At 39.6% G+C, this 25750-nt stretch carries 30 protein-coding genes, 1 pseudogene and 3 riboswitches; of the genes and pseudogenes, 6 read left to right on the forward strand and 25 right to left on the reverse strand.

The features are described from left to right. Positions 1-36: 36 nt before the first annotated feature. The 3 genes and pseudogenes from MUO14_RS04710 to MUO14_RS04720 all read right to left on the reverse strand — a co-directional run bounded on the left by MUO14_RS04710 (position 37) and on the right by MUO14_RS04720 (position 2605). Positions 37-894, reverse strand: coding sequence for a MetQ/NlpA family ABC transporter substrate-binding protein (locus MUO14_RS04710; protein WP_244753915.1), 858 nt, complete (start codon positions 892-894; stop codon positions 37-39). A 25-nt stretch (positions 895-919) separates the two neighbouring features. Beyond that, a pseudogene (locus MUO14_RS04715) lies at positions 920-1587 on the reverse strand (methionine ABC transporter permease). Then, the gene (locus tag MUO14_RS04720) at positions 1580-2605 is read right to left on the reverse strand and encodes a methionine ABC transporter ATP-binding protein (RefSeq protein WP_244753916.1); all 1026 of its coding nucleotides are present in this window, start codon (positions 2603-2605) and stop codon (positions 1580-1582) included. Before MUO14_RS04720 ends, MUO14_RS04715 begins: the two are co-directional and overlap by 8 nt. A gap of 77 nt (positions 2606-2682) precedes the next feature. Further along, a riboswitch (SAM riboswitch) is annotated at positions 2683-2793 on the reverse strand. 139 nt (positions 2794-2932) lie between these two features. Beyond that, positions 2933-3037: riboswitch (SAM riboswitch) on the reverse strand. A 238-nt stretch (positions 3038-3275) separates the two neighbouring features. Between MUO14_RS04720 and MUO14_RS04725 the strand changes: the two genes are divergently transcribed. Next, on the forward strand, positions 3276-3692 hold the full coding sequence (locus MUO14_RS04725) for a TlpA family protein disulfide reductase (RefSeq protein WP_244753917.1): 417 nt from the start codon (positions 3276-3278) through the stop codon (positions 3690-3692). Here the strand turns inward: MUO14_RS04725 and MUO14_RS04730 are convergent. From MUO14_RS04730 to MUO14_RS04770, 9 genes are all read right to left on the reverse strand, one after another. After that, positions 3689-4012, reverse strand: a complete 324-nt coding sequence (locus MUO14_RS04730) for a hypothetical protein (protein WP_244753918.1) — start codon at positions 4010-4012, stop codon at positions 3689-3691. The two genes, MUO14_RS04725 and MUO14_RS04730, sit on opposite strands and share 4 nt — an antisense overlap. A gap of 100 nt (positions 4013-4112) precedes the next feature. Continuing rightward, the gene (locus tag MUO14_RS04735; RefSeq protein ID WP_244753919.1) at positions 4113-4427 is read right to left on the reverse strand and encodes a thioredoxin family protein; all 315 of its coding nucleotides are present in this window, start codon (positions 4425-4427) and stop codon (positions 4113-4115) included. A 10-nt stretch (positions 4428-4437) separates the two neighbouring features. Then, on the reverse strand, positions 4438-4785 hold the full coding sequence (locus MUO14_RS04740) for a toprim domain-containing protein (protein WP_244753920.1): 348 nt from the start codon (positions 4783-4785) through the stop codon (positions 4438-4440). A 132-nt stretch (positions 4786-4917) separates the two neighbouring features. Beyond that, positions 4918-5301 (reverse strand): glycine cleavage system protein GcvH, encoded by a 384-nt coding sequence (gene gcvH, locus MUO14_RS04745; protein ID WP_244753921.1) that lies wholly within the window; start codon positions 5299-5301, stop codon positions 4918-4920. Between the two features lie 78 nt (positions 5302-5379). After that, positions 5380-5739, reverse strand: coding sequence for an arsenate reductase family protein (locus MUO14_RS04750; protein WP_244753922.1), 360 nt, complete (start codon positions 5737-5739; stop codon positions 5380-5382). 154 nt (positions 5740-5893) lie between these two features. Further along, complete coding sequence (locus MUO14_RS04755) at positions 5894-7675, reverse strand: acyl-CoA dehydrogenase family protein (protein WP_244753923.1); 1782 nt, start codon at positions 7673-7675, stop codon at positions 5894-5896. Between the two features lie 14 nt (positions 7676-7689). Then, on the reverse strand, positions 7690-8865 hold the full coding sequence (locus tag MUO14_RS04760) for an acetyl-CoA C-acetyltransferase (RefSeq protein WP_244753924.1): 1176 nt from the start codon (positions 8863-8865) through the stop codon (positions 7690-7692). Positions 8866-8886: 21 nt separating this feature from the next. After that, positions 8887-11286, reverse strand: a complete 2400-nt coding sequence (locus MUO14_RS04765) for a 3-hydroxyacyl-CoA dehydrogenase/enoyl-CoA hydratase family protein (protein WP_244753925.1) — start codon at positions 11284-11286, stop codon at positions 8887-8889. 190 nt (positions 11287-11476) lie between these two features. Beyond that, positions 11477-12394: a proline dehydrogenase family protein gene (locus MUO14_RS04770; protein ID WP_244753926.1), complete on the reverse strand. Its 918-nt coding sequence runs from the start codon at positions 12392-12394 to the stop codon at positions 11477-11479. Positions 12395-12630: 236 nt separating this feature from the next. On the opposite strand from MUO14_RS04770, the gene MUO14_RS04775 reads away from it, so the two are divergent. Beyond that, positions 12631-12888 (forward strand): hypothetical protein, encoded by a 258-nt coding sequence (locus MUO14_RS04775; protein ID WP_244753927.1) that lies wholly within the window; start codon positions 12631-12633, stop codon positions 12886-12888. Positions 12889-12900: 12 nt separating this feature from the next. Further along, a complete protein-coding gene (locus MUO14_RS04780; protein WP_244753928.1) occupies positions 12901-13239 on the forward strand; it encodes a spore coat protein in 339 nt (112 codons plus the stop codon). Between the two features lie 51 nt (positions 13240-13290). On the opposite strand, the gene MUO14_RS04785 is transcribed toward MUO14_RS04780, so the two are convergent. The 8 genes from MUO14_RS04785 to MUO14_RS04820 form a co-directional block, all read right to left on the reverse strand. Further along, positions 13291-13497: a cation transporter gene (locus tag MUO14_RS04785; RefSeq protein ID WP_244753929.1), complete on the reverse strand. Its 207-nt coding sequence runs from the start codon at positions 13495-13497 to the stop codon at positions 13291-13293. 25 nt (positions 13498-13522) lie between these two features. Further along, positions 13523-14329: a VLRF1 family aeRF1-type release factor gene (locus MUO14_RS04790; protein ID WP_244753930.1), complete on the reverse strand. Its 807-nt coding sequence runs from the start codon at positions 14327-14329 to the stop codon at positions 13523-13525. Positions 14330-14408: 79 nt separating this feature from the next. Further along, a complete protein-coding gene (locus tag MUO14_RS04795) occupies positions 14409-15632 on the reverse strand; it encodes a hypothetical protein (RefSeq protein WP_244753931.1) in 1224 nt (407 codons plus the stop codon). Next, positions 15625-16650, reverse strand: coding sequence for a DUF58 domain-containing protein (locus MUO14_RS04800; protein ID WP_244753932.1), 1026 nt, complete (start codon positions 16648-16650; stop codon positions 15625-15627). Before MUO14_RS04800 ends, MUO14_RS04795 begins: the two co-directional genes overlap by 8 nt. Beyond that, positions 16647-16841: a hypothetical protein gene (locus tag MUO14_RS04805; RefSeq protein WP_244753933.1), complete on the reverse strand. Its 195-nt coding sequence runs from the start codon at positions 16839-16841 to the stop codon at positions 16647-16649. Before MUO14_RS04805 ends, MUO14_RS04800 begins: the two co-directional genes overlap by 4 nt. Then, positions 16838-17782: an AAA family ATPase gene (locus MUO14_RS04810; RefSeq protein ID WP_244753934.1), complete on the reverse strand. Its 945-nt coding sequence runs from the start codon at positions 17780-17782 to the stop codon at positions 16838-16840. The genes MUO14_RS04805 and MUO14_RS04810 overlap by 4 nt, the downstream gene beginning before the upstream one ends. Before the next feature lie 579 nt (positions 17783-18361). Beyond that, a complete protein-coding gene (locus MUO14_RS04815; RefSeq protein ID WP_244753935.1) occupies positions 18362-19261 on the reverse strand; it encodes a glycine betaine ABC transporter substrate-binding protein in 900 nt (299 codons plus the stop codon). Between the two features lie 196 nt (positions 19262-19457). Continuing rightward, entirely contained in the window at positions 19458-19649 is a 192-nt protein-coding gene (locus MUO14_RS04820) for a YfhD family protein (protein WP_244753936.1), read from the reverse strand. A gap of 76 nt (positions 19650-19725) precedes the next feature. Then, positions 19726-19827, forward strand: a riboswitch (guanidine-I (ykkC/yxkD leader). 50 nt (positions 19828-19877) lie between these two features. Between MUO14_RS04820 and MUO14_RS04825 the strand changes: the two genes are divergently transcribed. Both MUO14_RS04825 and MUO14_RS04830 read left to right on the forward strand, forming a co-directional pair. After that, positions 19878-20222: a DMT family transporter gene (locus MUO14_RS04825; RefSeq protein WP_244753937.1), complete on the forward strand. Its 345-nt coding sequence runs from the start codon at positions 19878-19880 to the stop codon at positions 20220-20222. After that, a complete protein-coding gene (locus tag MUO14_RS04830; RefSeq protein ID WP_244753938.1) occupies positions 20219-20533 on the forward strand; it encodes a DMT family transporter in 315 nt (104 codons plus the stop codon). The genes MUO14_RS04825 and MUO14_RS04830 overlap by 4 nt, the downstream gene beginning before the upstream one ends. 40 nt (positions 20534-20573) lie before the next feature. Here MUO14_RS04830 and MUO14_RS04835 read toward each other — a convergent pair whose 3' ends face one another. Next, complete coding sequence (locus tag MUO14_RS04835) at positions 20574-21188, reverse strand: PH domain-containing protein (protein ID WP_244753939.1); 615 nt, start codon at positions 21186-21188, stop codon at positions 20574-20576. Positions 21189-21330: 142 nt separating this feature from the next. Continuing rightward, positions 21331-22500, reverse strand: a complete 1170-nt coding sequence (locus MUO14_RS04840) for an MFS transporter (RefSeq protein WP_244753940.1) — start codon at positions 22498-22500, stop codon at positions 21331-21333. Between the two features lie 141 nt (positions 22501-22641). Here MUO14_RS04840 and MUO14_RS04845 point away from each other — a divergent pair, with 141 nt between their 5' ends. Beyond that, positions 22642-23400, forward strand: coding sequence for a TrmB family transcriptional regulator (locus tag MUO14_RS04845; RefSeq protein ID WP_244753941.1), 759 nt, complete (start codon positions 22642-22644; stop codon positions 23398-23400). Positions 23401-23503: 103 nt separating this feature from the next. Here the strand turns inward: MUO14_RS04845 and MUO14_RS04850 are convergent, their stop codons facing one another. From MUO14_RS04850 to MUO14_RS04860, 3 genes are all read right to left on the reverse strand, one after another. Further along, positions 23504-24106: a serine/threonine-protein kinase gene (locus MUO14_RS04850; protein ID WP_244753943.1), complete on the reverse strand. Its 603-nt coding sequence runs from the start codon at positions 24104-24106 to the stop codon at positions 23504-23506. Between the two features lie 148 nt (positions 24107-24254). Next, on the reverse strand, positions 24255-24788 hold the full coding sequence (locus MUO14_RS04855) for a PepSY domain-containing protein (RefSeq protein WP_244753946.1): 534 nt from the start codon (positions 24786-24788) through the stop codon (positions 24255-24257). Between the two features lie 247 nt (positions 24789-25035). Continuing rightward, on the reverse strand, positions 25036-25740 hold the full coding sequence (locus MUO14_RS04860; RefSeq protein WP_244753950.1) for a PepSY domain-containing protein: 705 nt from the start codon (positions 25738-25740) through the stop codon (positions 25036-25038). Positions 25741-25750: the final 10 nt, after the last annotated feature.

The following is a 25750-nucleotide window of genomic DNA, read 5'->3' on the forward strand; positions in this document are numbered from 1 at the left end:
TTAGTATGAACCGAGTCACGCATTTTATCCTTTACATTATTCAGCAGATCCATCTACTGGAACAACTGCACCCTCATACTCCTCTTTAATAAAAGTCTGAATTTTTTCAGAATGGAGCACTTCTACAAGAGTATTTAATGCTTCAGAATCTTTATCTTCACTCTTTGCTGCTACCACGTTTACATAAGGTGAGTCGGAGCCTTCAAGAAGTAGTGCATCTTCACTTGGATTTAATCCAGCCTCGATCGCATAGTTCGTGTTAATAGCGACCAGTGCATCTTCTTCACGCTTATACGTTTCAGGAAGAAATGCTGCTTCTATTCCAGAATCAAACTTTAGATTTTTCGGATTTTCTACGATGTCATCAATAGTTGCTTCTACTTTATCGACACTTTCATCTAATTTGATTAAGCCCTCTTTTTCAAGAAGAGAAAGAATACGTCCATGATCGGCAACTGACCGGCTCATAATGACCGTTGTACCGTCTTTAACTTCATCTATGCTAGTAATATTTTTAGAATAAATACCCATTGGTTCAATGTGAATACCACCTAAGTTCGCAAAATCGTAACCATTTTCCTCCTCCTGTGTTTGAAGATAAGGAATGTGTTGGAAATAGTTGGCATCTATAATCCCTTCTGATAAATCACGGTTAGGCAAAATATAGTCTTGATATTCTTCAATCTTCAGGGTAATTCCTTTTTCTTCAAGCATCGGCTTTGCCTGCTCAAGAATTTCAGAGTGTGGCACACTTGTAGCCCCTACAATAATTTCTGTTTGACCTTCTCCACCTTCACTGTTATTACCGGATGAGCTCTCTTCTTCAGAAGAACCACATGCAGCAAGAACTAAAATAAACAAAACGGCTAAAATACTAGACCATATCTTTTTCACTTTCTCCATCCCCTTTATATATAAATTATCTTTTATCCAATCTACGGGATATAAAGTCACCGATAAATTGGAAGATGAAAACAATAATAACAATTAAGATTGTACAAAATAACACCACATCAAAGTCACTACGCTGAAAACCATAGAAATAAGCAAAGTCACCGAGCCCGCCGGCCCCGATCACACCAGCTACGGCTGTATAGCCAATTAAAGCGATGGCTGTGACAGTAATACCTGAAACAAGCGCTGGCATTGACTCTGGAAGCAAAACTTTAAAGATGACCGTCGAATATTTCGCCCCCATCGATTTAGCAGCCTCAAGTACACCTTTATCCACTTCTTTCAATGCAATCTCTACCAGTCTTGCATAGAAAGGCGCTCCACCTATAATTAGAGCAGGCAATGCCGCTTTTGGACCGCGGATCGTTCCCATAAGGAAGTCGGTAAAAGGAAATAATAGCAGTATTAAAATAATAAACGGTATGGCTCGAAACACATTTACTACTGAGGCAGTGACCCAATTTAAAGCCCTATTTCTCCAAATTCCCCGGGCCCTGACAAGTATAAAAGTAGACCGAGGATCAGCCCGAGAATAAAAGTTCCTGCAACAGAAATAATCGTCATATATAATGTTTCGTTCGTTGCCGTGATCATTTCTTCTATCTTCACGTTAGGAAATAGGTTATTAAACATTCGGATTCACCTCCAATTGTACTGAGGTAGTTCCAATGTAGGCAATAGCCCGGGCGATTTCCTCTTTTTCCCCATTAAATTGGACAAAGAGTGTTCCATATGCTCCTTTTTGTGTCTGAGTTATTTTCCCGTGAAGGATATTGATATCCACATCAAATTCTCTAGACAATTCACTGATTAACGCCTGATTTGTACTTTCACCAACAAAATGAAGTTTGATAATTTCACCAGTTTTATACGTTTCATTAATAAGTTCGAGTGAATCTTTCCGGTCAGGATCACCCATTACTTGATCAACGAAACGCTTGGTTACTTGTTGTTTTGGATATAAAAATACATCTAATACATCACCCGACTCGACGACATGTCCTTGTTCCATTACAGCAACGCGGTGACATATTTTACGGATTACGTGCATTTCATGAGTAATCAGTACAATCGTTAATCCAAGTTTATTATTAATATCCACAAGCAAATCTAAAATGGAATCAGTTGTTTCCGGGTCAAGCGCTGAAGTTGCCTCGTCACATAGCAGCACTTTAGGGTTGTTGGCTAAAGCACGAGCAATCCCTACACGTTGCTTTTGGCCTCCACTTAACTGGGAAGGGTAAGAACCTCCCCTTCCAGATAAACCAACAAGATCAATCAATTCGTTGACCCGACTTTTACGCTCCTCTTTTTTCATACCCGCTATTTCTAATGGAAAGGCAATGTTATCAAAAACAGTTCTTGACCATAGTAAATTAAAATGTTGAAAGATCATGCCCATCTCTTGCCTGGCCAAACGAAGCTTGCTCTTGCTCAACTTCGTCACATCCTGGTTTTCAATAGTGACATTTCCACCACTCGGCTCTTCTAAACGATTCAAAAGTCTAATAAATGTACTTTTCCCTGCGCCACTATAACCAATGACTCCAAAAATCTCCCCTTTTTCAATAGAAAGATCCATTTTATCTACCGCGCGAACGTCTTGATCCTTCGTATGAAAGACCTTAGACAAATCCTTAATCGAAATCAATATTATTCCCCCTCTATACAAAAAAACGCCTTTCTGTACGAGAACAGAAAGGCGTTTACACGTCTTGGTTGTCTGTTCTCTTATCTGCCAAAGTTTAACTTTGCAGGAATTGGCACCTTTTCAAGTTATCAAAACTTGACGGTTGCCGGGCATCAACGGGCCAGTCCCTCCGCCTCTCTGGATAAGAGATATATCATTTTAATTCATTACCACTTTAAGTTAGTCAAGCATCATAAACAGGATTTTAGCACCATGCATATCTACTGTCAACAAAAAAAGTCATTAAAAAATCCCTTCGTAAAAGAAGAGATGTTTTAATTGATTCTCTTCTCATCTTTCAAAGCTAAATGCTTTGCTGGAATTAGCACCGTGTTCTTTCAAACCGGTTGCTGGGCATCATAGGGCCAGTCCCTTAGCCACTCTGGATAAGTGAAGATGTCGCTATTCATTTAAGTGTGTGTTCAAAAAGTTGACGAATGAGAAACAAGAAGTTCGAGGCGCGAAAAGTTTTGAGGACCGCAAGCCGTATGCTTTTCATACGTGAGGACCGGAAAAACCGAGCAACGAAGAAATTCGCCGTTTATCATTTGGTGACTTTTTGAACATCCTCTTTAAGATTTATGTTAGCATGGTACTGCATTCTAGTCAATAGAACAAGAGGTGAATAGGCATGAAAAAAGCTATAGACTTTCAAATACCATATATAAACTCTAATAAAACGTACCAATTAAATAATGACCTTGGTAAAGTAGTCATCCTAACATTTTGGACCTCCTGGTGTCCCGACTGTGGGGTTGATTTACCAAAAAAAGAACAACTCTTTCAATCAATAGATCGTGAAAAAGTGAATATGCTAACAATTAATGTGCAAGGGCGCGAGAGAAATGATCAAGATGGTAAAATTTTCACTGACAAATTCCTCACTCAGCCAACCCTAGAAGATCATCATCGTAAAGTGTATGATGAGTACAACTGTGAAGGAGTACCAACTACTATTATTATTAATCGAGATGGTTACGTTACACACCAATTTGGTGACAAAGCTTCCTTTTTAACTATCGTAGAAGCGATTGGCACCTTAATTTAGTGTGAAAGCATCAGTAATGATTCAACTAACAGGACGTCCCTATATTCCCCTTCGAACCTAACGATGGAGCGTGGCAGTGAAGTTAACTTCAAATTACCGCCAAAAAGCTGCTGAAAAACTTTATTAGAGGAGGAAATCGTAAGTGCACCCTTGAGGTTGTTTTCGTGCACGAGTTTCATCCCCTCCCTTGTGATAGAAACATTAATAAACTCGGATCTATTGTCTTGAATCTTTAAAAACACTTTTCTCTTCTTCCATTTTGGGAGTAAATCTCTTCTGCTGTTCACCCGTTTGATCCATTCCTCTACCATTTCAACCAAAACAAGCCCCCTTAATAACTTTATTAAAGTTTTCGAGGTAAAGGGGGCTGAAACCTTCCTTTATTGAATAGAATCGTTCGTCATTTCCCGGGAAATCGGGCTATCTTTTTACATATTCTGATACTTTGCCAAGCATATGTGGTACCGAGTGAAAGGCATATACCTTTTCTATCACATGCCCACTCTCCATTATAAGCAGACAAGGAACACTTTCGATCTTATAGTCCTGCATCAGACCTGGATTGAGAGAGGCGTTTAATTCATAAAACAGTTCTGTTTGATACAAGTCTTCAATCGTATTTAACATTTTTCTGGCAACGTGGCAGGTTCCACAAAAAGGACTGTGAATAAATATGAGTGCTTCTTTCTTTTCGTGGAGTTGTTTTACTATATTTAATCGTTCTAAAGAAAGCAAGTTCTTCCTCCTAAATTAAGTAAATCGGCTTAACGTTGAAATGACGGCTAAGCAAGGCACGAGCCAATTCAGGCTCAGGAGTGGCTGCAACTTCTCTAAAAGCCTTATCAATATAAATGTGGATCGCATGTGGAAGTTCCTCTCTCAACTGCTTCCGAAGTTTATAGCCAGAATCGTCTTCATCTACCAGGATAAATACAGGACGGTGATCAAGGTTGTTATCAAGGATTAATTCCTCCATTCTCTCAACACCTAATGTACCGTGTGTACATATGATCTCAACAGGGTCCTTCAATACTTTGTTGAGCTTCTTTTTATCAGTAATTCCTTCAACGATTACAATTTTCTCTTCATTCAACCCTATCACCCACTATACAGAAGCAGACCATGCTGTGTTAGCATGGTCTGCACATGATTAAATATCAGTCTATGATCATGCAGGCAAAACCACAGGTTACCTTGCCTGTACCTTTTTCTAAAAAAAGTTCACCTAGTCCTCGTTGATCATTTCTTCATATTGTTCAGGAGACATTAGTTCGTCCATCTCAGAGGAATCGCCTGGTTCAACAACAATCATCCATGCTTTATCGTAAGGAGATTCGTTAACGAATTCCGGGCTGTCTTCAAGCTCCTCATTAATTTCTACCACTTTTCCACTTAGCGGCGCATATAATTCTGATACTGTCTTAACAGATTCAACACTGCCGAATGGCTCATCTGCTTCAATGTCATCGCCTACTTCTGGAAGTTCTACGAAAACAATATCCCCAAGTTCAGATTGTGCGAAGTCAGTAATTCCAATACGAACTTTGCTGTCTTCCTCTTTCACCCATTCATGTTCTTCAGAATAACGTAAGTCCTTAGGTAAACTCATACCTATCCCTCCAAATTTAAAATAATAAACAGAAATTATAAACATAAAAGCTTTGTGCTTTTATTTCCAGCTATTTGCTCACTGAACCCACGCTTCAATGAACTGATCTTCCTTAAAGCCGACGGTCACTTTTTTTCCATCTGTTACAATCGGCCGTTTAATTAACATACCATCAGAAGCAAGATACTGAATCATTTCTTTTTCTGAAGCATCCTTTAACTTATCTTTCATATTTAGTTCACGATATTTCTTCCCGCTTGTATTGAAAAATTTGCGGGCGGGGATTTCACTATGATTAATAAGTTCTTGAAGCTTGTCTTCATTAGGTGTGTGATCAACGATATGTACTGCTTCATAATCCAACCCTTGATCGTCCAACCATTTTTCAGCCTTTTTACATGTCCCACAATTAGGATACCAATAGAAGGTTAATGACACCTTTTCCCCTCCTTCATTCATGGTTGATTCTTATTCTACCACACTAATACTAAAAATATCATTCGATAGTTCATAATGAAAGCAATTCCTTTCAAGAAAAGCGAAAAAGTAAAGCCCTGACAATGAATAACTTCACAGCCAGGGCTTTCGTTATTTAAACAATATACTTTTGTTCATTAATAAGTGCACTGGCAATTTCACGTTTTTTAGCAATTACATTTGTAGGCGTATGGCGTGTCAGCTTACGTAAAGCACCAAGCATCATCCGTAACGAATCACCAGATTCTGCGGCGATTAATGTTTCTTTTGCGTGACCTTCTATTCGGTTGAATGCCTCCTGTACATACACTTGGGTGTAAAGAAGCTTTTGCTTGTTTTTATCTTCTCCTTGCTTCTGAATGGCTTTCTCTGTTCGTAGGATAGCAGACTCGATGTTATAAATTTCACCAGTAATATCCGCGATATTTACAAGTAGCTCTTGTTCATTCTCTAATTTCTCCCCGTATTTTTGTGCGGCAAGACCAGCAGCTAACAAGGCAATCTTCTTCGCATTCTTTAACACATACTTTTCTTTTTCAAGTGCTTCATCGCCTGGCTCCTCAGGCATCATTGTCATGATTTCCTCTTGTAACGCTTGTGCTTTTTGTAGCAGCGGCAGTTCACCTTTCATTGCTTTCTTAAGCAATGTGCCTGGTACGATCATCCGGTTAATTTCATTTGTTCCTTCAAAAATACGATTAATCCTTGAATCACGATACATGCGCTCGACTGCGTACTCTTGCATAAAACCATATCCACCATGAATTTGGACAGCCTCATCAGCAGCAAAATCCAACAATTCAGTAGCAAACACCTTATTTAGAGAACATTCAATAGCATATTCCGCGATCACTTTTGCCACAGCCGCTCCATCTTTTAATTCTTCCTCACTTAATTTGCCCATGCTTTGTTCGAATAATCCTACCGTACGGTAAACGGAACTTTCGTTAGCGTATGTGTTCACGGCTACAGATGCAAGCTTTTCTTGAATTAACGGGAAGCTTGAGATCGGTGTTTTGAACTGTTTTCGTTCATTAGCATATTTCACGGCTACTTCGATCGCCTGTTTCGCCCCGCCAACACCACCAATTGCTAACTTATAGCGCCCCACGTTAAGAATATTAAATGCGATCACATGACCTTTTCCGATTTCACCAAGTACATTTTCAACAGGGACTTCAACATCTTCAAGTATTAATGTACGGGTTGATGAACTTTTGATCCCCATTTTCTTCTCTTCAGGACCTGTGGAAACCCCTTTATAGTTCCGTTCAAGGATAAATGCAGTGAACTTTTCCCCATCGACTTTTGCGTAAACAACGAACACATCAGCAAATGCAGAATTCGTAATCCACTGTTTCTCACCATTTAAGACATAATGTGTACCAGCTTCATTAAGCGTTGCTTTTGTCTGTGCACCTAATGCGTCAGATCCTGAGCCTGGTTCTGTAAGTGCATAGGCGGCTAATTTTTCCCCTGTAGCTAGCAGCGGCAAATATTTCTGCTTCTGGTCTTCATTCCCAAAGAACACAATAGGAAGTGACCCGATTCCGACATGAGCTCCATGAGTAACAGAGAAGCCGCCAGCACGCGAGAACTTTTCTGTAATAAGAGATGAGCTGATCTTATCTAATTGCAGTCCACCATATTCTTCTGGCACATCAGCACCTAGTAATCCAAGCTCGCCAGCTTTTTTCAGCAATGCTACGGAGTGTTCAAATTCATGATTTTCTAGCTTTTCAATCTTTGGAACTACTTCACCTAAAACGAAATCCTCTGTCGTCTTCGCAATCATATGATGCTCATCAGTAAAATCCTCAGGTGTAATTACATCATCCGCTGTTAAATCCTCTACTAGAAAACCGCCGCCTTTGATTATTTCCTTCGTTTCACTCATTCTAGTTCCTCCTCTTATAATAGCTCAAATACTCCTGCAGCTCCCATTCCACCGCCAATACACATGGTGACAACACCAAATTGCTCGTTTCTTCTCTTCATTTCATGAATTAAGCTTAATGTAAGCTTTGTCCCTGTACAGCCAAGTGGATGACCTAACGCAATCGCTCCACCATTTACATTGACTTTATTCATGTCTATACCAAGCTCGCGGATCACTTGTAAAGATTGAGAAGCAAAAGCTTCATTTAGTTCAAACAAGCCAATGTCAGAAAGCTCAAGTCCAGCTAATTTCAGAGCCTTAGGAACAGCCTTAATGGGACCTACACCCATGATTTCGGGCTCCACTCCTGCTACGGCGAAAGAACGGAACTTTACCAATGGTGTCAAACCTTCAGCTTGAGCCTTTTCACGGTCCATCACGAGGACAGATGCTGCCCCATCACTCATTTGTGACGAATTCCCTGCTGTCACAGAACCCGTTACAGAGAAGGCTGGCTTTAACTTAGCTAAAACTTCTGCTGTCGTTCCCTCTCGCACCCCTTCATCCATAGAAAAAGTGGTCGTATGTTCTGCTAGCTTATTGTCGTCATCTAAAACTCTGTTCCTTACTTCGACTGGAACAATTTCATCCTCAAACTTTCCTTCTTTCAAAGCTTTAGCTGCACGTTGATGACTTTGAACAGCAAAGGCATCTTGATCTTCGCGAGAAATATGAAAACGATTCGCAACTTCCTCAGCAGTGTGACCCATTGACATATAATACTCAGGTGCATTCTCAACAAGCTGTATATTTGGTTTAATGACATGACCGCCCATCGGGATTAAGCTCATCGACTCAGCCCCGCCTGCTATAGCTGTTTCCGTATGTCCAAGCATGATCTTCTCTGCTGCATAGGCAATACTTTGCAAGCCTGACGAACAATAACGGTTAATTGTAATGGCCGGTACTTGATGCGGCAATCCCGCAAGACCGGCAATATTACGTGCCATATTCATTCCTTGCTCAGCTTCTGGCATGGCACAACCAATAATGAGATCATCGATTGGTCCATCATAATTTCCTGCTCTATTTAATGTTTCTCTAATCGTTAACGCCGCCAGATCATCCGGGCGTGTGTGAGCAAGTGTTCCTTTATTTGCACGACCCACAGGCGTTCTTGCTCCTGCTACAATTACTGCATCCTTCACATTCCTTCCCCCTTTTATGCTTTAATTGCGAAGTGGTTTCCCTTTCACTAACATGTGTTGCATCCTCGCTTGGGTCTTGGCTTCACCAATTAAACTTAAAAATGCTTCTTTTTCTAAATCAAGTAAGTATTGTTCATCAACTAGGGTTCCTTCTTTTACGCGCCCCCCTGCTAATACGTAAGCAAGCTTTTCAGCTATCTTAAGATCATGCTCACTGGCGTATCCGCTGAGCACTAAAGATTTCGCACCAAGCAGCATCGTTGCATACCCCTGTTCTCCTACAACAGGTACCTTCGTTCGTTTCGGCCCCTTGTAACCGGATTTAGCTAGACCAAGTACTTTTTGTTTCGCATCGTATAGTAAATGATCCCCATTGACACTGATGGCATCCTGCTGATCCAAGAACCCATTCTCTTTCGCTTCCTCTCCAGAAGTTGATACTTGGGCCATTGCAATTTTTTCAAAAACGCTGTTCGTTATCTTCTGTAAATCAACATCCACTCCCTGTGGAACATTTCGCAAATGTTTCATATAGAGTTCTTTATTTCCGCCTCCGCCAGGAATGAGACCGACTCCAGGTTCCACTAACCCCATATATGTTTCACTAGAAGCCTGAATCGCCGAGGCCGGCAAGCAAACTTCTGCACCCCCACCTAGTGTCATACCAAATGGAGCAGACACAACTGGCTTATCTGAATATTTCATCTTCATCATGGCATCCTGGAATTGCTTCACAACCATTTCGATTTCAAAGAAGTTGAAATCCTGTGCTTCCATTAACATCATTCCAAGATTTGCACCAACACAGAAGTTTTTGCCCTGATTACCGATCACCAGCCCCTGGTAGTTACGATCCACTTCATCAATGGCATAATTAATCATCTGAATAATATCAAGCCCAATGGCGTTACTCTGGGAATGGAATTCCAACCCAAGCACTCCATCACCAAGATCAACCAAGCTTGAACCAGAATTTTTCTTCACAACCTCTTTTGTTTCTTTTAATCGTGTTAAGTTTATTTTTTTCGGATTAAAATGGAGTTGTTCATAAGAACCCCGGTCATAATAGTAAACGGTTCCATTTTTTTGTTTATAAAAATGCTCGTTTCCTTCATTTAACATTTCTTCAATCCATGAGGGCAATGTTTCTCCCTCTGACTTCATCCGCTCCACAGAATCTTTGACTCCAATCGCATCCCATATTTCAAAAGGACCCATTTCCCAGCCAAATCCCCAGCGCATTGCATCATCGATAGAAGGAACGTCATCAGCTATCTCCCCATACAATTCAGCCGAATACACAAGAACAGGTTTCATGATTGACCATATGAGATCGCCAGCACGGTCACCCTTAGCAGATACAATAGCTTTTAATTTCCGCTTTGTCCCTTTTTCCTGTTTAGCGGTCTCTGTAGCTTTCGTTTTCAGTTTCTGTCTTGGTTCATAGTCAAGTGTGTCGGTGCTTAACTGGAGAATTTCGCTTCCTTTTTCTCCTCGCTTTTTCAGAAAAAATCCTTGACCGCTTTTTGCGCCCAGCCAACCTTTTTCTAACATGGATTTCATGAAATCAGGAACTTCGAACATTTGTTTTTCTTTTCCTTCGACCTGATCACGAATATTGTTCGCCACATGAATAAATGTATCTAATCCTACAACATCAAGTGTTCTAAACGTGGCACTTTTAGGTCTACCAATTAAAGGCCCTGTGACAGAATCGACTTCACCAACACTATATTTACCTTTAAGCATTTCCTGTACAGTTACGAGTAAGCCATACGTTCCAATGCGATTAGCAATAAAGTTAGGCGTATCCTTTGCCTCTACGACTCCTTTACCAAGGACATCTTCACCAAATGTTTTCATAAAAGCTAATACATCAGGATCGGTGTTTTTCGTAGGAATAATTTCTAATAATTTCAAATAACGCGGTGGATTGAAAAAGTGTGTGCCAAGGAAATGCTTTTGAAAATCCTCGCTACAACCTGAAGCCATCGCCTCTATGGATATTCCGGAGGTGTTCGAACTGATAATACCGCCTTGTTTACGATAACGATCAACGTCTGCAAAAACCTTTTTCTTAATGTCAAGGTTCTCTACAACAACCTCGACCACCCAATCAACCTCTTGAAGCTTTTTCATATCATCCGTCAAATTACCAACCTCGATTAAATCCAAGCTTTCCTTACTGGTTATTGGTGATGGTTTCTGCTTCTTTAATCCCGCTTTATTCATTGAGGCAATACGATTACGGACAGCACGATCTTCTAGTGACAACCCTTTCTTTTTTTCAGCCTCATTTAGTTCATGAGGTACAACATCTAACATTAATGTTGGAATCCCCACATTAGCCAGATGAGCAGCGATTCCAGCTCCCATTACACCTGAACCTAAAACAGCTGCGCGTTTTATTTTTCGCGTCATATGGATATCCTCCCATTCAATTTTATCTTTTGAATGAATACTCATTCATTTTATGGTTAAAAAAATATCTTGGCAGTTCCAAGTATCTAATTTTACTATAAGATATATTCTGACATTTCGCAATCTTTTTGTAGATTATTTTGTAAGAAAAGCACAAACCTAATTGCAGCTTATGCTTTTCTTCGAGGAGCTATTTTCCGAGAACACCTTTAAGAACGAAGGCTACATTGGCTGGACGCTCAGCTAAACGACGCATAAAATATCCATACCAGTCGTTTCCAAAAGGAACATAAACACGCATTTTATATCCTTCCTGTTCTAATTCCTGTTGGCGTTCCACCCTAATCCCGTAAAGCATTTGGAATTCAAATTGATCTTTAGGTATATTACTTTCCTCAACGATTTGCTTTGTGTATTCAATCATTGCATCGTCATGTGTGGCTATGGCTGTATAATTGCCATTTAACAAGTGCATTTTAATAATTTTCTTGTAGTTCTCATCCACATCTTTCTTATCTGGAAAAGCAACTTTGGGTGATTCCTTATAGGCACCTTTTACAAGACGAAGATTTGGATTATATTGATCTAAATCTTCAATATCTTCTGCTGTACGATATAAATATGCTTGTAGAACTGTACCAATATGTTCAAACTCTGAACGCAGCTGCTTGAAGATATCAAGCGTTCTTTGACAACGTTCATGATCTTCCATATCAATCGTTATAAATACATTCTTCTCTTCTGCAACTTTGAGAATTCGTCTCATGTTTTCAATAACGACATCCTCTGATATATCAAGCCCCATCGAAGTCAGTTTTAGAGATAGCTGGGAATCAAGCCCATTGTCGGCGATCGCTTTTACAGCTCCAATACACCCATCTGCAGCTTCTTTGGCTTCCTTTTCTGTCTCGATAAATTCACCCAAATGATCAATAGTTACAGACAAACCCTTCTCATTCAGTTGTTGAATCGTAGCTACAGCGTTAGGTATAGTTTCACCTGCAACGAAACGTCCCGCTCCAAACCTCAAGCCATAACGTTTAGCCAGCTTAGTGAAAAAACGATTTTTTGATAAAAATAAAAAGAAATTACGGAGAAGTTGTTCCATACAAAAACCCCCTGCCACTAATGTCCGACTATAGAAGCTTATCTTTTTAAACCTCAAGAGTAGAATATTGATGAAAATTTATTTTGTAACCGATAACATATTAATATTTTATCATCTTTTCATGAGAATGGGTATTCTTTCGCACAAAAATTCGACAGGAACTTATTCAATTCATCTCATATAAATTCCAATATGGATCATACTAAAATGAATGAGAATAAGGAGAGTGAACGAATATGCAGCAAAATCAATTTGGTCAATTTAAGGAATCACAACCGATGGCTCAAGTTCCTGCTATCGTAAGCACGAAGGATCAGCTTTATATTTCAGATATGCTGTCTTGGAATTTAAATGCATGCAAAAAAGCTCACTTTTTTGCACAAAATTGCCAAACACCAGAGTTACAGCAAGCTTTGGAACAAGCTGGACAGATGCACCAACGACATTATGACCGAATTCTTAATCATTTGAACATGCAGAACAAGCCTAACTAAGGAGTGATTCACATGAATCAAAATCAACCTTCTAATAAAATTCAGAACCCTGAAACATCCGTTCCTAAGACTCCCCAGATGAACGAGCGTGATTTTATTAATGATCAGCTCACAACAGAAAAATATATGACTGGTGCATACTCTGTGGCTCTTAACGAAGCAAGCAATGAAACATTATATCAGGATCTGTCTACCATTTTTAAAGAAACACAGGACTGTCAACGCAATTTATACAATCTCATGTTCAAAAATGGCTGGTATGCAGTTGAACAAGCTGAACAGCAGAAGATCCAACAATCTTATCAACAATTTAACGGTTATAAAACCCAATTACCGTACTCGGTACAATAATAAGATTAAAAAAAGCCTGGCACTCCCTATTAGAAGTGTCAGGCTGCTTCATTAACCTACCGGCTTATATCCTTGAGCTTCAATTGCTTCTTTCATTAAGTCTTTGCCTACATAAGATTCATCGTAAGTCACATCAACTTTTCCGCTGCTTACATCAACATCGACACCATGAATCCCTTCAAGTGCATTTAGCACATCTTTTACAGCCTTCTCACAATGAGCGCCCGTCATTCCATTAACTTCTAATGTTAATTGCATGTCTTCCACCCTTTCTCATTTTAGTTTAACTCACCACTTCGTTTAGCACATGCATTTCTTCATGATCTAACAGATTCTTATTGACCATCTCATGAATGTCCTTGTTCATATGCTCTTTAAGGTCTTTTGTTTCTTCTTTATCGCCAACTAAATAAATACGCTTCCAATCGTAAACTTTCGCTAATTTATCAAGCTTTGGTGCGACACTTTTATACCAACGATAACGATTCGCTTCAAAACGTTCCTGGAATTCATCCTGCTTGGAACTCTTAGCTCCACCAGACCCCATAGATGCATCCGCATGATGCGGTCCTTGGTGTTGCCTCCAATCTTCTGTATCTAAATCAAGCTCAAACATCTGAGTATCATTTAACCGACCAAGCTCTGCATCAATTAACTTAATTTGATTTTTTTGTGTTAAAATGACACCTGTTTTTGGAAAAGCTTCCTGCATCTCTTTTAATTGATCAAGGACAGGGGACTCTTCCCAATAAAACTCGCTCCTCACTGGCATTTGCAATCGCTCAGCAAACCAGATGGATTCATCTGCTGTAGCAAAAAGCACGACACTTTTAGCAAAATGCTGTTCATTTTCTTCAATATACGCTTGCACTTTCTCTTTAACAGCCGCAAAATTTCGCTTTTCCTCAGAGTCATCCTCCTGTTGAAGATATGATTCAAAGTTATTTAATCCATTTTTAAGATGAATTCTCCATTCACCGCCTTGCTGATCAGGGTCAGAAGGGTCCGTATTTAAATACATTGTGAAGACTCGTTGAGGTTTCTCCAAGTGTACTTGTTCTAACTTTTTAATTTCATTTGTCAAATCCATATAGTTCATCGACTCCTTTAGGTTGTCTATTAATGACTATTTCCGGTAATGAAATCGATTAAACATGCATAAGGGAAAACTATCTTCTTTCTGTTCTATTGTATATTTCTGTTCGCAGTTGTTTAATTTCTTCAAAGAAACGTTCTTTTTCCCGATCATTCAACTGCGTCTCACCATATCGGACTTTTTGATATAAATCAGTTTGTACAAAATTAAACTGTACACGGTTGAACCATTCCTCAACCGATTCACTCATTTTTCTTCCATAGCCTTTTTTATGAGCGAATTTCTCAAACTTATAGAATTGTATTCGAATGTCTCCTTCTCCTTTGCTCCTCCAAAACATTGAACGTTTTCCCTTGTCTTCCTGAAGTTCTTTCTCTGAAATTAAAGAATAGTGAACGGGTAGAGCCCCGCTTTCCATTTCCACTGACTGTTTTCTTTTCCGGTTCATGACAAAAATAACGGTCATTGCAATGATCACAATCGCTATGATCGATCCCCATTCAATAACCTGGCTAACCTCGCTAATCTGATTATCATCAGCTATTAGCTTTTCGTGATTTTCTTTCGTTCCTTCTTCCACCTGTCTGTTTATTTCAATCATTGGTTTTTCATCAATCGGTTGAATATTCGAAACATCTAACCCCATTGATTCTAATGTAAAAAGAAAACCTTTTACTCCCTGCAAAAAAAGACCTGTAATAGAGAGCCAAACGGATTCAACCATCCACCTTACAGGACGTAAAGCCAAGATCATTACAATGGCCCCAAAGATAAATAGCAAAAGCCCTCTGTAAAGACTCTTTTTCCCCTTTTTTCGTTCGTTTTGTGGAACTTGATAAAAGTGGGCGATTAGATGACCAAAAAGAACGATAATAAACTGTAACATCAAAGCAAAAACAAGACTATGTTCATAAGTAATCATCACTTCTACAAACACGAATAGAATACTTGATAGTAAAATAATCAGTTCATTTCCTTGATTTGGTTCTTGTTCATGTGCTAAAAATCGCCAGACAAGAACAGATGTCGCAAGAATTGCTATAGAAATCGGAAAACCAAGGAAAAAGATAGCTGCAGCTATTACTACAGATACTGCAAGAGCGAAAGGAGCAATTGTCACATTTCTTAGGCTCGCAACCTTAAAACAAGGAAAAGAAACAAGAATCAACAATGTATAAAACCAAAAATTTACTTCAAGCTCACTGATATGAATAAAAGGAAACAACAAAAAATAAAACAGGATCCCTTCACTTACATACTGGTAAAATTGAGTGATCGACCTCTGACTCTCAAGCATGAACCATCCTCCTTTTTTCTAAAGGGACAGCAACAGCTTGACCTTCTTCTTCTAAGATTTGAAACAAACGTATTCCTCGTGCCTGCCAAATTCCCAGCTGTTTTCGGGCTCCATTAGGGACCTCACCAATAATAATGATTGTTTTCCTTTTATATAATTGGGATTCCATCCTATGTATTAACTCATCTAATGGCAAGATGAGTTGATCCTTCCTTATCCTTGCCAACATTTCAAGTGATTCACGTAAATGTTGATTCCCTGCCCCTTCTTCCTGGTAATAGTAAGGCGGGCTTTGCTGTTTACGTCCATTAATATACATATCTGTCTGGTAGTCCTTCTTGACTGCATATTGGTTTAAAAAAGCTGCATAAGAGAGCAGATTTTCCAAATGTTTTGAAATGTGGACATTTCCAAGCTTCGTTTCTTCTGAAATGTTAACAACAATAGACCAGCTGATGTCTACCTGTTTCTCCAGAACCTTTGTCCTTAACTGCTGTGTTTTAGCGTACGCCTTCCAATGAATTCGGTGAAAAGGATCACTCGAGACATACTCCCTCGTCCCAAGAGGGGTTAATACATCTTCATATGGGGAAAGAAGTGCTGCTTGATTGCCTTGTGCTATTTCAAAAATAGCTTCGATCCCTTTAACAGATTTAAGCTCAGGGTAAACGATCACTTCTGTCTGAAAACGGGGCAAAAACTCCATCATATTGGGCTTGAATTTTACTAAATGTGGAAACAGGAATTTAATATTATTCATTCTAGCCACGCCTCTATGTTTCGCAACTATAGGCAGTTGCACGGTAGTCTCACCTTTTCTCATTAATGAAAGGGGCAAAGAATACTTATATCCAGCGGGTGTTTCTAGATAAGGGATAGCCTCTGACACCATTGGCGTTCCTGTCACGAACTGAAGCTTTCCGTTAATTACAGGTGCCTTTGAATAGTTTTGCAGGCGAAAAAGGATGTTCTCTCGATCATTAGGAAACATGCGAACTGACTGTCTCCGATTAATCAAATGAAGCTTCCCCCGCTCCACCTGTCATAGGCTTTACCTGCAATAAATAACGTCAACATTAATCCAGATGGAATTAGAAGGATGGGTCTATCTAAATACACCGCTGCTACAAACGTCAAAATAAAAAAGGCAATTAGGAGATCAGATTTTTTATGTGAATCACTATCTATTTCTTTGTGCCATTGCTTCAAGAGTTTTCCCCTGCCTCCACTGGAACAGGAACTTGTTCAATAATTTCAGCGACCACCTGTTCCGTCGTTTTCCTGAGGGAACCCTCCATAGAAAGCACGATACGATGTCCAAATACATAAGGGACAAGCACTTTTACATCGTTTGGAGTAACATACGATCGCTCTTTCAATAAAGCTCTTGCTTGCACTGCTCTCATAAATACAAGCGCTCCTCTTGTACTGACACCTAATTCAATATCTGGATGATTTCTCGTTAGTCTAACTAAATCAAGCAGGTAATTTACAGTGTCCTCAGCAACTGTAATTTTCTTCACTTCTTCACGTAACTGAAGCACCTCTTCCATCTCAAGTGATGCTCGCAGCGCTTGAAGCGGTTCCTCTAGACGATAGGCATTGAGAATATCTTTTTCTTCCTTCATTGATGGATAACCCATATTTAATTTAAAAAGAAAACGGTCAAGCTGAGCCTCAGGCAAAGGGAAGGTTCCGTGATTTCCTTCTACAGGATTTTGTGTTGCAATAACGAAGAAAGGTGGTGTCATATGTAAAGTCTCTCCATCAACCGTTGTTTGCTTCTCTTCCATCACTTCGAGCAGGCTTGATTGAGTCTTTGGTGTTGCTCGATTGACTTCATCCGCTAAAAGCACATTCGTCATAACGGGGCCTTCTCTTAATTCAAACTCCTGCGTCTTCGGATTGAAAAACTGAATCCCTGTTACATCACTCGGCAGGACGTCAGGCGTAAATTGGACCCGGCTGAACTGACCATTCATGATTTTTGCAAAACTCTTGGCAAGTTTTGTTTTACCCGAACCAGGGACACTTTCTAATAAAACATGCCCATCTGACAATAGTGCGGTAAAAAGTAATTCAATAATCTCATCTTTTCCGATAATAACTTGCCCAATTGTTTTTTTTGCTTGATCTATAGAATGTAGCACTAGATCTCCCCTTTTTCTCTTTATCCTTTCTAGTGTGTGTTCAAAAAGATGACGAATGAGGAGATCATCATCTCCTGTGACAAAACCGACACGAGCACATCCTCTGTGCGTCACAAGAAGTTCGAGGTGCGAAGGTTTCGAGGACCATAGCGTATGCCTTTCCTACGTGAGGACTGGAAAAACCGAGCAACAAAAAATGCGCCGTTTATCGCGCACGAACGGTTAGTAAAACCCCAAAGATATCGTCGTGAAAATAAGAAACTAAGCGGGGGAGGGGCTTGGGGTAACTGTCCGTAAATGTCCGACTTTAAGGAACAGACTTAAGACCGTCACGTCCTGTGGCAACGTCTGTGTGACCCACCGTCGTGTGGGCCTCAACGAACCATCAGTGAAAACCCCACTGATGAAAGCTTCACTTTATAATGACTTTTTGAACATACTCTTCTATTGTAACATTTGTTATTAGAAAATTCCCTATAGTCTGTCACAGTTAAAGTGTTTTCACGGAAGAGACCTGAATAAGATTATAAAATTTTAAAAAAACAACCTGCTTTACACAAAGCAGATTGTTTTACATTCTTATTTAGTCCACTTATCAATAACGTCTTGATTATTATCGATCCATTGCTGTGCTCCCTCTTCAGGACTTTCGGCTTCATTCAAGGCTGCCATTAAACTTCCTAATTGTTGATCATTCATCATGAAGTTATCGAACCATTTAACAACTTCAGGCTGATCTTCTTCTAAACCTAATCGCGCCGCATAAGAAATGTTTTCTGATTCACCATAAACGTTTTTGGGATCTTCTAAGAACTTAAGATCCAGTTGGGCAAACGCATAGTGAGGCTTCCAAAGTGTAACGGCGATCGGCTCTTCTTCCTTCATGGAACTTTTAAGTTCTGCCATCATTGTCGGGCCAGAGGATGAAGCAAGTGTATAGTTGTCCAGATTATACTCTTTGAGTACGGTTTCTGTAAAAGACATAATGCTGGATCCCGCATCAATTCCTACGATCCTTTGATCTGGAAACTTATCGGGTTGTTTCTTAAGATCTTCAATGGTATTAACATCTTCCATATAAGATGGTACAGCAATTCCTAGTTTTGTACCCTCATACCACGTATCACGCCAGTCAATTTCTTCTTTGTATTTATCATAAAAAGCCTTATCTGTGTTTGGCAACCATATTTCCATCCCAATATCTAAGTCACCGCTTGAGAGCGCTTCATAAAGAAAGCCTTTTTGTACTTGTTTAAGCTCCACATTGTATCCTTTTTCTTCCAGAATAATTTTCCACATATTTGACACAGCGACATTCTCTGCCCAGTTATTCATACCGATACTAATCGTACCTTTATCTCCTGACGTTTCTCCTTCACTATCACTACTTGTAGAACCAGATTCGGATTTCCCGCAAGCAGCAAGTACAAGAAGAATACTCAAGAAAACAGCAGGTAACCATTTGTGTATTTTCCCCATATCAATTCCCCCTCCATTTTCTATAAGTAAGTATATAAAGCTAAATAAATTTCAACACAATTTTATATTTTACCATAAAATAAATTAAGTTCAAACATTTTATACTGTACAAAAAATAAATATTAGTCCGAAAAACAAATAATCCCACCTCAGGTCATCCAGATTATGGATGACCTGAGGTGGTTTTTTTTTACTTTTATTTATCTTGGTTTCTGTTGTGGACACGTTGATCTGCTTCGCGACTTCTTTCTAATGCTTCAAAATCTTCGTGGTCTGCCATTTCCTCAGAAAATTCTATATCCCTGCCAGGATGTTTCTGCTGATCTGGCGTCTGTGGAAGTTTGTGTTTCTTCTTCCCTTTACCGCTGTTATGCTCATCTCTACCCATCATTTTCCCTCCTTCTTCATTGTTCCCCTATTATTTGCCTGAATAAAGTTTCTATTCTATACTAATAGTAACTTTATAAGCTGTTTTCTAGGGTTCCGCGTTCATATGAGCGGACTGGTCCGAGAGAAGACACACAGCAAATCACGCTGTGCCACGGAGGGAAAAAAGCCCGGGAGATATCTCAATTAGCAGATATCTCTTTTTTTTATCAAAAAGGAGGCGTACGCCATGAATAAGGAATGGGGGAAGTTAATCGTAGCCGCACTCTTCGAAGTCGGCTGGGTAATTGGACTGAAACATGCGGATAGTTGGCTGGATTGGTCCGGAACGTTACTAGCTATTTATATCAGCTTTTACCTACTTATCGCATCTGGTAAGAAGCTCCCGGTTGGAACAGCCTACGCTGTTTTTACTGGTTTAGGAACTGCAGGAACTGTCCTTGCCGAAATCCTCCTATTTGGAGTGCCATTTCAGTGGTCAAAAATCCTGCTCATCTTATTATTGTTAAGTGGAATTATTGGATTGAAGGTATTAACTGATTCCCATGACAGCAAGGAAGGTGAGACAGCATGAGCTGGATTGTCCTAATAGCCGCTGGGTTATTTGAAATGTTTGGGGTAGCGATGATTAATCAATACCATAAGTCTCGTTCCGTTACAGCTATCATAGCTATGTTAGCCGGATTTGCGCTCAGCTTCGTTTGCCTTTCAATCGCGATGAAAGAATTACCTATGGGGACAGCCTATGCTGTTTGGACTGGCACTGGTGCCGCTGGAGGCGCTATTCTAGGGATGATCTATTTCGATGAACCAGCCGAATGGAGACGGCTCGTTTGTATCGGAATTATCATAGCTGCAGCTGTCGGTTTAAAATTAATAAGCTAAAGAAACAGCATCCTCTGTCATTAGAGGATGCTGTTTTTAACTAGTTCTGGATGAACAACTCAAAAACATGACCGAAGTCTTTCACATGATACTTCTCTTTCGTTTCTAACAGCCAGTTAAATGCCGTTTCATTGATATCCTTAAATTCTTCTGACACACGGGTTTCTTGACTCCGGCTATTCTGCAAAGTTGAAGAAGCCGTCTGCAAACTTTGCTTTGCATAACCAGTTAGGATGTCATTTTCATGATTTATTTCAGATATTTTCAGTAATGATTTATAGAGGTCTTTAAGCTCTTCAATAAATTTCTTGTGCACATCAATATCAAATTGAGTATTCCCCAATTGAAACTTGACTTCAACATCTAAATCAATGGTACCCGCTGTTTCAAGCTCAACATTTGCGAATTGATTGGTGCTGTAGGTATATCTGCGGAGTGTACGCTGCTTACTCGCTGCACTCGTACCGTCTACATGGATAAGTGCTTTATTTGTGAAGCAATATTCATCTGCTTTTGATTTTATTAAGAAGTAAATTTTCTCATCGTCTTCATGCATGACATAATCGTCCGCGTCTACTTTATCGTAATCCTCAGGTTTGATAACACTACCGATATCACTTAAGCCTAGAGCATCTGTAGCCATTTTCTTAAACATGTTCATCATCCTCCTATATTAATGTCCAAACACACTACCATTCTATCATGAATAATAACCAAATTGTGTAAAAGCACTCTATAAATCCACCTCAGGTCATCCAGAATTTGGATGACCTGAGGTGGAGGAAAATGTTAATTGTTCAAGAAATGTACTTGTGTGATATTCGTACCTTATTGTTTCTCGTAATGGAGAAATAGGCTGTCCCAAGAGCCAGTAAAACAAATAGTCCGCCAACGGAGGCATTGTGCGACACGGATGCCTGTTCAATAACAAAGGCCCCTACAGTGGATCCCAAAGCAATACCAAAATGCAAAGCAGAGTTATTTAAACTCTGTTGAATCTCGGAAGTTTCCGGAGCTGAATGAATCAAATAACTTTGCTGCGCAGGAGTAATCGCCCAACTCAACATACTCCACACAACCATAACCACTAAGAATAATGGCAGTGAGAATGTAACAAATGGAATCATAAAAATGGCCACTGCAAAGAAAGCAATTATGGCAATAATGCTCCGCTCAGCTCCCCATTTATCAGAAATAACACCGCCGATACCGCCTCCAAGTACTGCCGCAATTCCAAAGATCAAGTACACAATGCTCACCCAAGCCGAATTCAAATCCATCGTTGACTTAAGAAAGGGGGTCAAATAAGCATAAAGTGTTAAGTGGCCCGTCAAAAATAAAAACGACGTTAACTGGGCGGTGAAAATTTTATTATCCTTTAACGTACGTATCTGTTCCCTAAGAGTAATCACGGGTTTAGGTTCAATTCTTTCTAAGAAAATAGCCACAGCTGCCATTGAAAGTAAGGTTAGGATCGCGATAAATAGAAACGGTGCTCGCCAGCCAAATGCATTACCAATCGTTAAACCAATCGGTACACCAAGCACCAGCGACCCACTAATCCCCATAAAGATTATACCAATCGCACGTGCACGATACTCTTTTTTCACAATTGCAGACGCAAGCGTAACACCAAGTACAACGAGCAACGACCCACTAGCAGCCGAGATGACTCGAGCAAGCATGATCACCGTATAGTTCGGACTCCAAAATGCAAGCAGATTCCCTAGAAAAAAAATCGATAAGAATACGAGGGTTAAACTCTTACGCTCATACTTAGCAGTTACTGTTAGCAAGATCGGTGAAGCGATAGCAAAGACAAGTGAAAAGACGGTAATCAGCAGGCCGGCTTGGCCCAGCGTCACGTCTAAATCTGCTGCAACTAAATCCAGCGTCCCCCCTATTATTAATTCAACGGTTCCAACAACGAAGGAAACAACCGCTAACATATACACTTTTTTATTCATATAAAACGTCCCTTTCTATTTGGTTACCACTACAATAGTAACCAAATAGCCACATAAAAACAAGAGGAAATGATTGATTTTACGAAATGAATAAATATGTGTATTCTTTAAGCACTAAATGTTTTAGATGAGGGTGTAACTATGCTGCAAAAATTTGGATTCACTCAATATGAAAGTCAAGTATTTGAAGTATTAACCGCAAGTGACGAACCGCTTGATGCTAGTTCAATCGTAAAGTATTCACATGTTCCTAAATCGAAAGTTTATGAAGTTCTTAACAGGTTAGTGGAAAAGGGCTTACTACTCACTTCATTTCATGAACGTAAAAAGCTTTATAATGCACTACCTTTAGAAACGACTATAAAAAAATTAACACATGAGTTTGAAGAAAACGTGAAAGAGCTTAAACATCGTAAATATACTTTGACACCTAACGATGACCGCGTATGGACATTGCAAGGTCGACCAGCTATCGCCTCATTAGTTAAAGATCTTATAGAGCAAGCAGAGCATTCCATTTACCTATCAGGTTGGAGTGACGATATCCAGCCAATGCTTTCCGAATTGGAATCACATAATAAGCAAGGCATTAAGGTTGAAGTCTTGTCTGTTGGAGAGGTTCAGACTTTGTTAGGCGATATCCATGTGCTTCTGCCCGACGAAAAACATGAAGCATTAGAGAGGCATAAACTCATCATCATTGATGAGAAAGAAATGCTTTTCGCTGGAGTGGAGAATCAAACATGGCACGGCATAAAAACTATGTCAAACCCGCTCGTTAAATTTTTCACTGAATTCTTCTATCATGATATAGCTCTAACCGAGATCACTAAAAAGTATCAAACCACCCTCATGCAAGACGAAGAAATCAAAAATATCCTCATGAAACTACGTTACTAACCATAACCATTTCCTTCCACCTCAGGTCATCCAGATTCTGGATGACCTGAGGTGGAAGTTTTTTACTTTTTCAATGCAAAAAAAGCCATGATGAAAACAATCATCATGACCTTATCGGCAAAAGCCGTCTTCTATATAATCTTATGACCATTTCAATAAAAAATGGTGGGAATCTCTTGGGAAAGAAACGTCTTTGATAGTAGGAATAATACGCCCTTTTTAAATCAGGCCAGTGAGGACACTCTTTTTTCTGAGTAAACCTTACCACATCAATCAATTTTATCTTATGATCATTTGTCAATATAATATTTCTAAGATGAATGTCAGAAGGATTCAATCCCTTCGCACGAGCATAATTCAATGCTTCATCGACCATATCTACCATACTGGGAGTGATTGGAATCCCGCTTACTAAACAATCGTAAAGAGTCATACCCTCTAAATACTCTATAACCAAGTACCCGTCGCCCACTTCAATCAGCTCAGGATAGTATACATAATTGGAAAGCTGCTGATAAATCTTTCCTTCCTTTTCAGCCAAATTGTGATGTTCGGAATAGAAAACCTTTACTGCTTGCATTGACCCAACAACTCTAAACACAGCCGCACTTCTACCCTGTCCAATTAACTGGAGCTCACTAGGTATTTCAATGACTTGATCTTTGTCAAACTTTATAGCAAGGATCAATTCCTTAATCGGTTTCATATCCATTCCCTCATTAGCAACCCTCTTTAATTTTGTCTCTCTACCATTATATCAAACCGCTAGAAATTATGATTACAATATGTTTGAACACTCGTCACTATGTAAACATTCAAAAAAAAAGAGCTGCCATGATAGCAGCTCCAAGAGATCACTCGTTATCCTGATCGTGTTCAAACTCAATAACTTCTCCGCTCGCCCCGTGTACTTTCACTTCGTATTCATCATTTCCATCTTTAAACTCAAAATCGTAATGACCATCATCTAATTCAGATTCAACCACTTCACCTTTTGCTTTTTCCTTAGCAACAGCTGTTGCTTCATCCATTGACAATTTCACGTTCTCATTGGAATCCTCTTTTTCTGAATCGTCATCACGATCATCATTTTGGTCAACTTCAAGAACCTCTCCTGTTTTCGCATCGACGCCAACATCCGTTTTTACACCATTTTTATCTTTTACATCTACTTCAAAAATGAGTCGGCCGTCATCTGTTTCTTTTTCAATTTTTTCAACCGTACCATCGACCTTGTCTGTAACAATCTTAGTCACTTTATCTTCCGTAAGTGAAGCCGTTTGATTTGATGAGTCGTTCGTATTTGGCCCCGTTGCAGCAGCCGCTCCAATCGCTCCCCCTAATACAACAACTCCTACAATACCACCTATCAACAATTTTCTTTTCATTTTAAACTTCCTCCTTTGTTTTTGATTCTAATCTAACTATAACCACGCAAAATGAGAGCTTCCCTATAACAAAATGAGAATTTCATGAGAAAGATAAATTTTTCTACACAATAAAACCCTGGCCTCAACCAGGGCACCGTTCTTTTTGATAAACATCCTAAAAGTTTTCGTTAACTCCGGGGGAAATGTGCTATTTCGATTCCCCAGTTATGCTGAACAGCTGGGTTATCAGAAGTCCATCAACCTTCTAATCTTCCCATCCTGTACCTATAACCTCGCCTGTAATCGCGTTTATACTTACTGTGGCCTCAAGGTCATCATCACGCTCAATATCGACAAGGTAGAAAAACTGTCCATCTTCCTCTTCATATTCAACATCCTCAATTGTCCCCTCTACTTGATTTTTTGCAATTTCTCTAGCTTGCTCTTTAGTTATCCGAGTGTTTGCGTCTTCCTTTTTGTCGTTAGCAGGCTCCTCCATTGGAACAGTCTGTTCTTCTGTCACTTCACCTGTTTCAGATAATGTGAGCGTCGTTTGTCCATTCTCCCCCCGTACAATAACATCAAAAAAGGTTTGCTCCCCTTCAGATCTTTCCGTGATTGAGATCACTTCTCCTTTATATTTTTGATTTACCTTTTTTTTAATTTCCTGCTTATTCTGCTCTGGATGATTAGCAGTCAGGCGTTCCATGTTACTAATCTCACCTGTTTGTTTCCCTACCACCACTTTGTATTTCCCCGTATCCAATTCAATCGTAATGACAAAACTTTTTTTAGATTCATCCACTTGTACTATAGTGCCATTGTACTGGTCCTCCACTTGTTTCGCCGCCTCATTCTTAGACAAAGGCTCTGCAGCTGTTACACTCTGAACAACTTGCCAAATAAGAACAATCAGGAGAACAAGTACACCAAGTGAGGCCACAATCCTCATTATCTTCTTTGTACTCATCATCTCATCC

It is taken from the genome of Halobacillus shinanisalinarum (assembly GCF_022919835.1).
Lineage (GTDB): Bacteria > Bacillota > Bacilli > Bacillales > Halobacillaceae > Halobacillus_A > Halobacillus_A shinanisalinarum.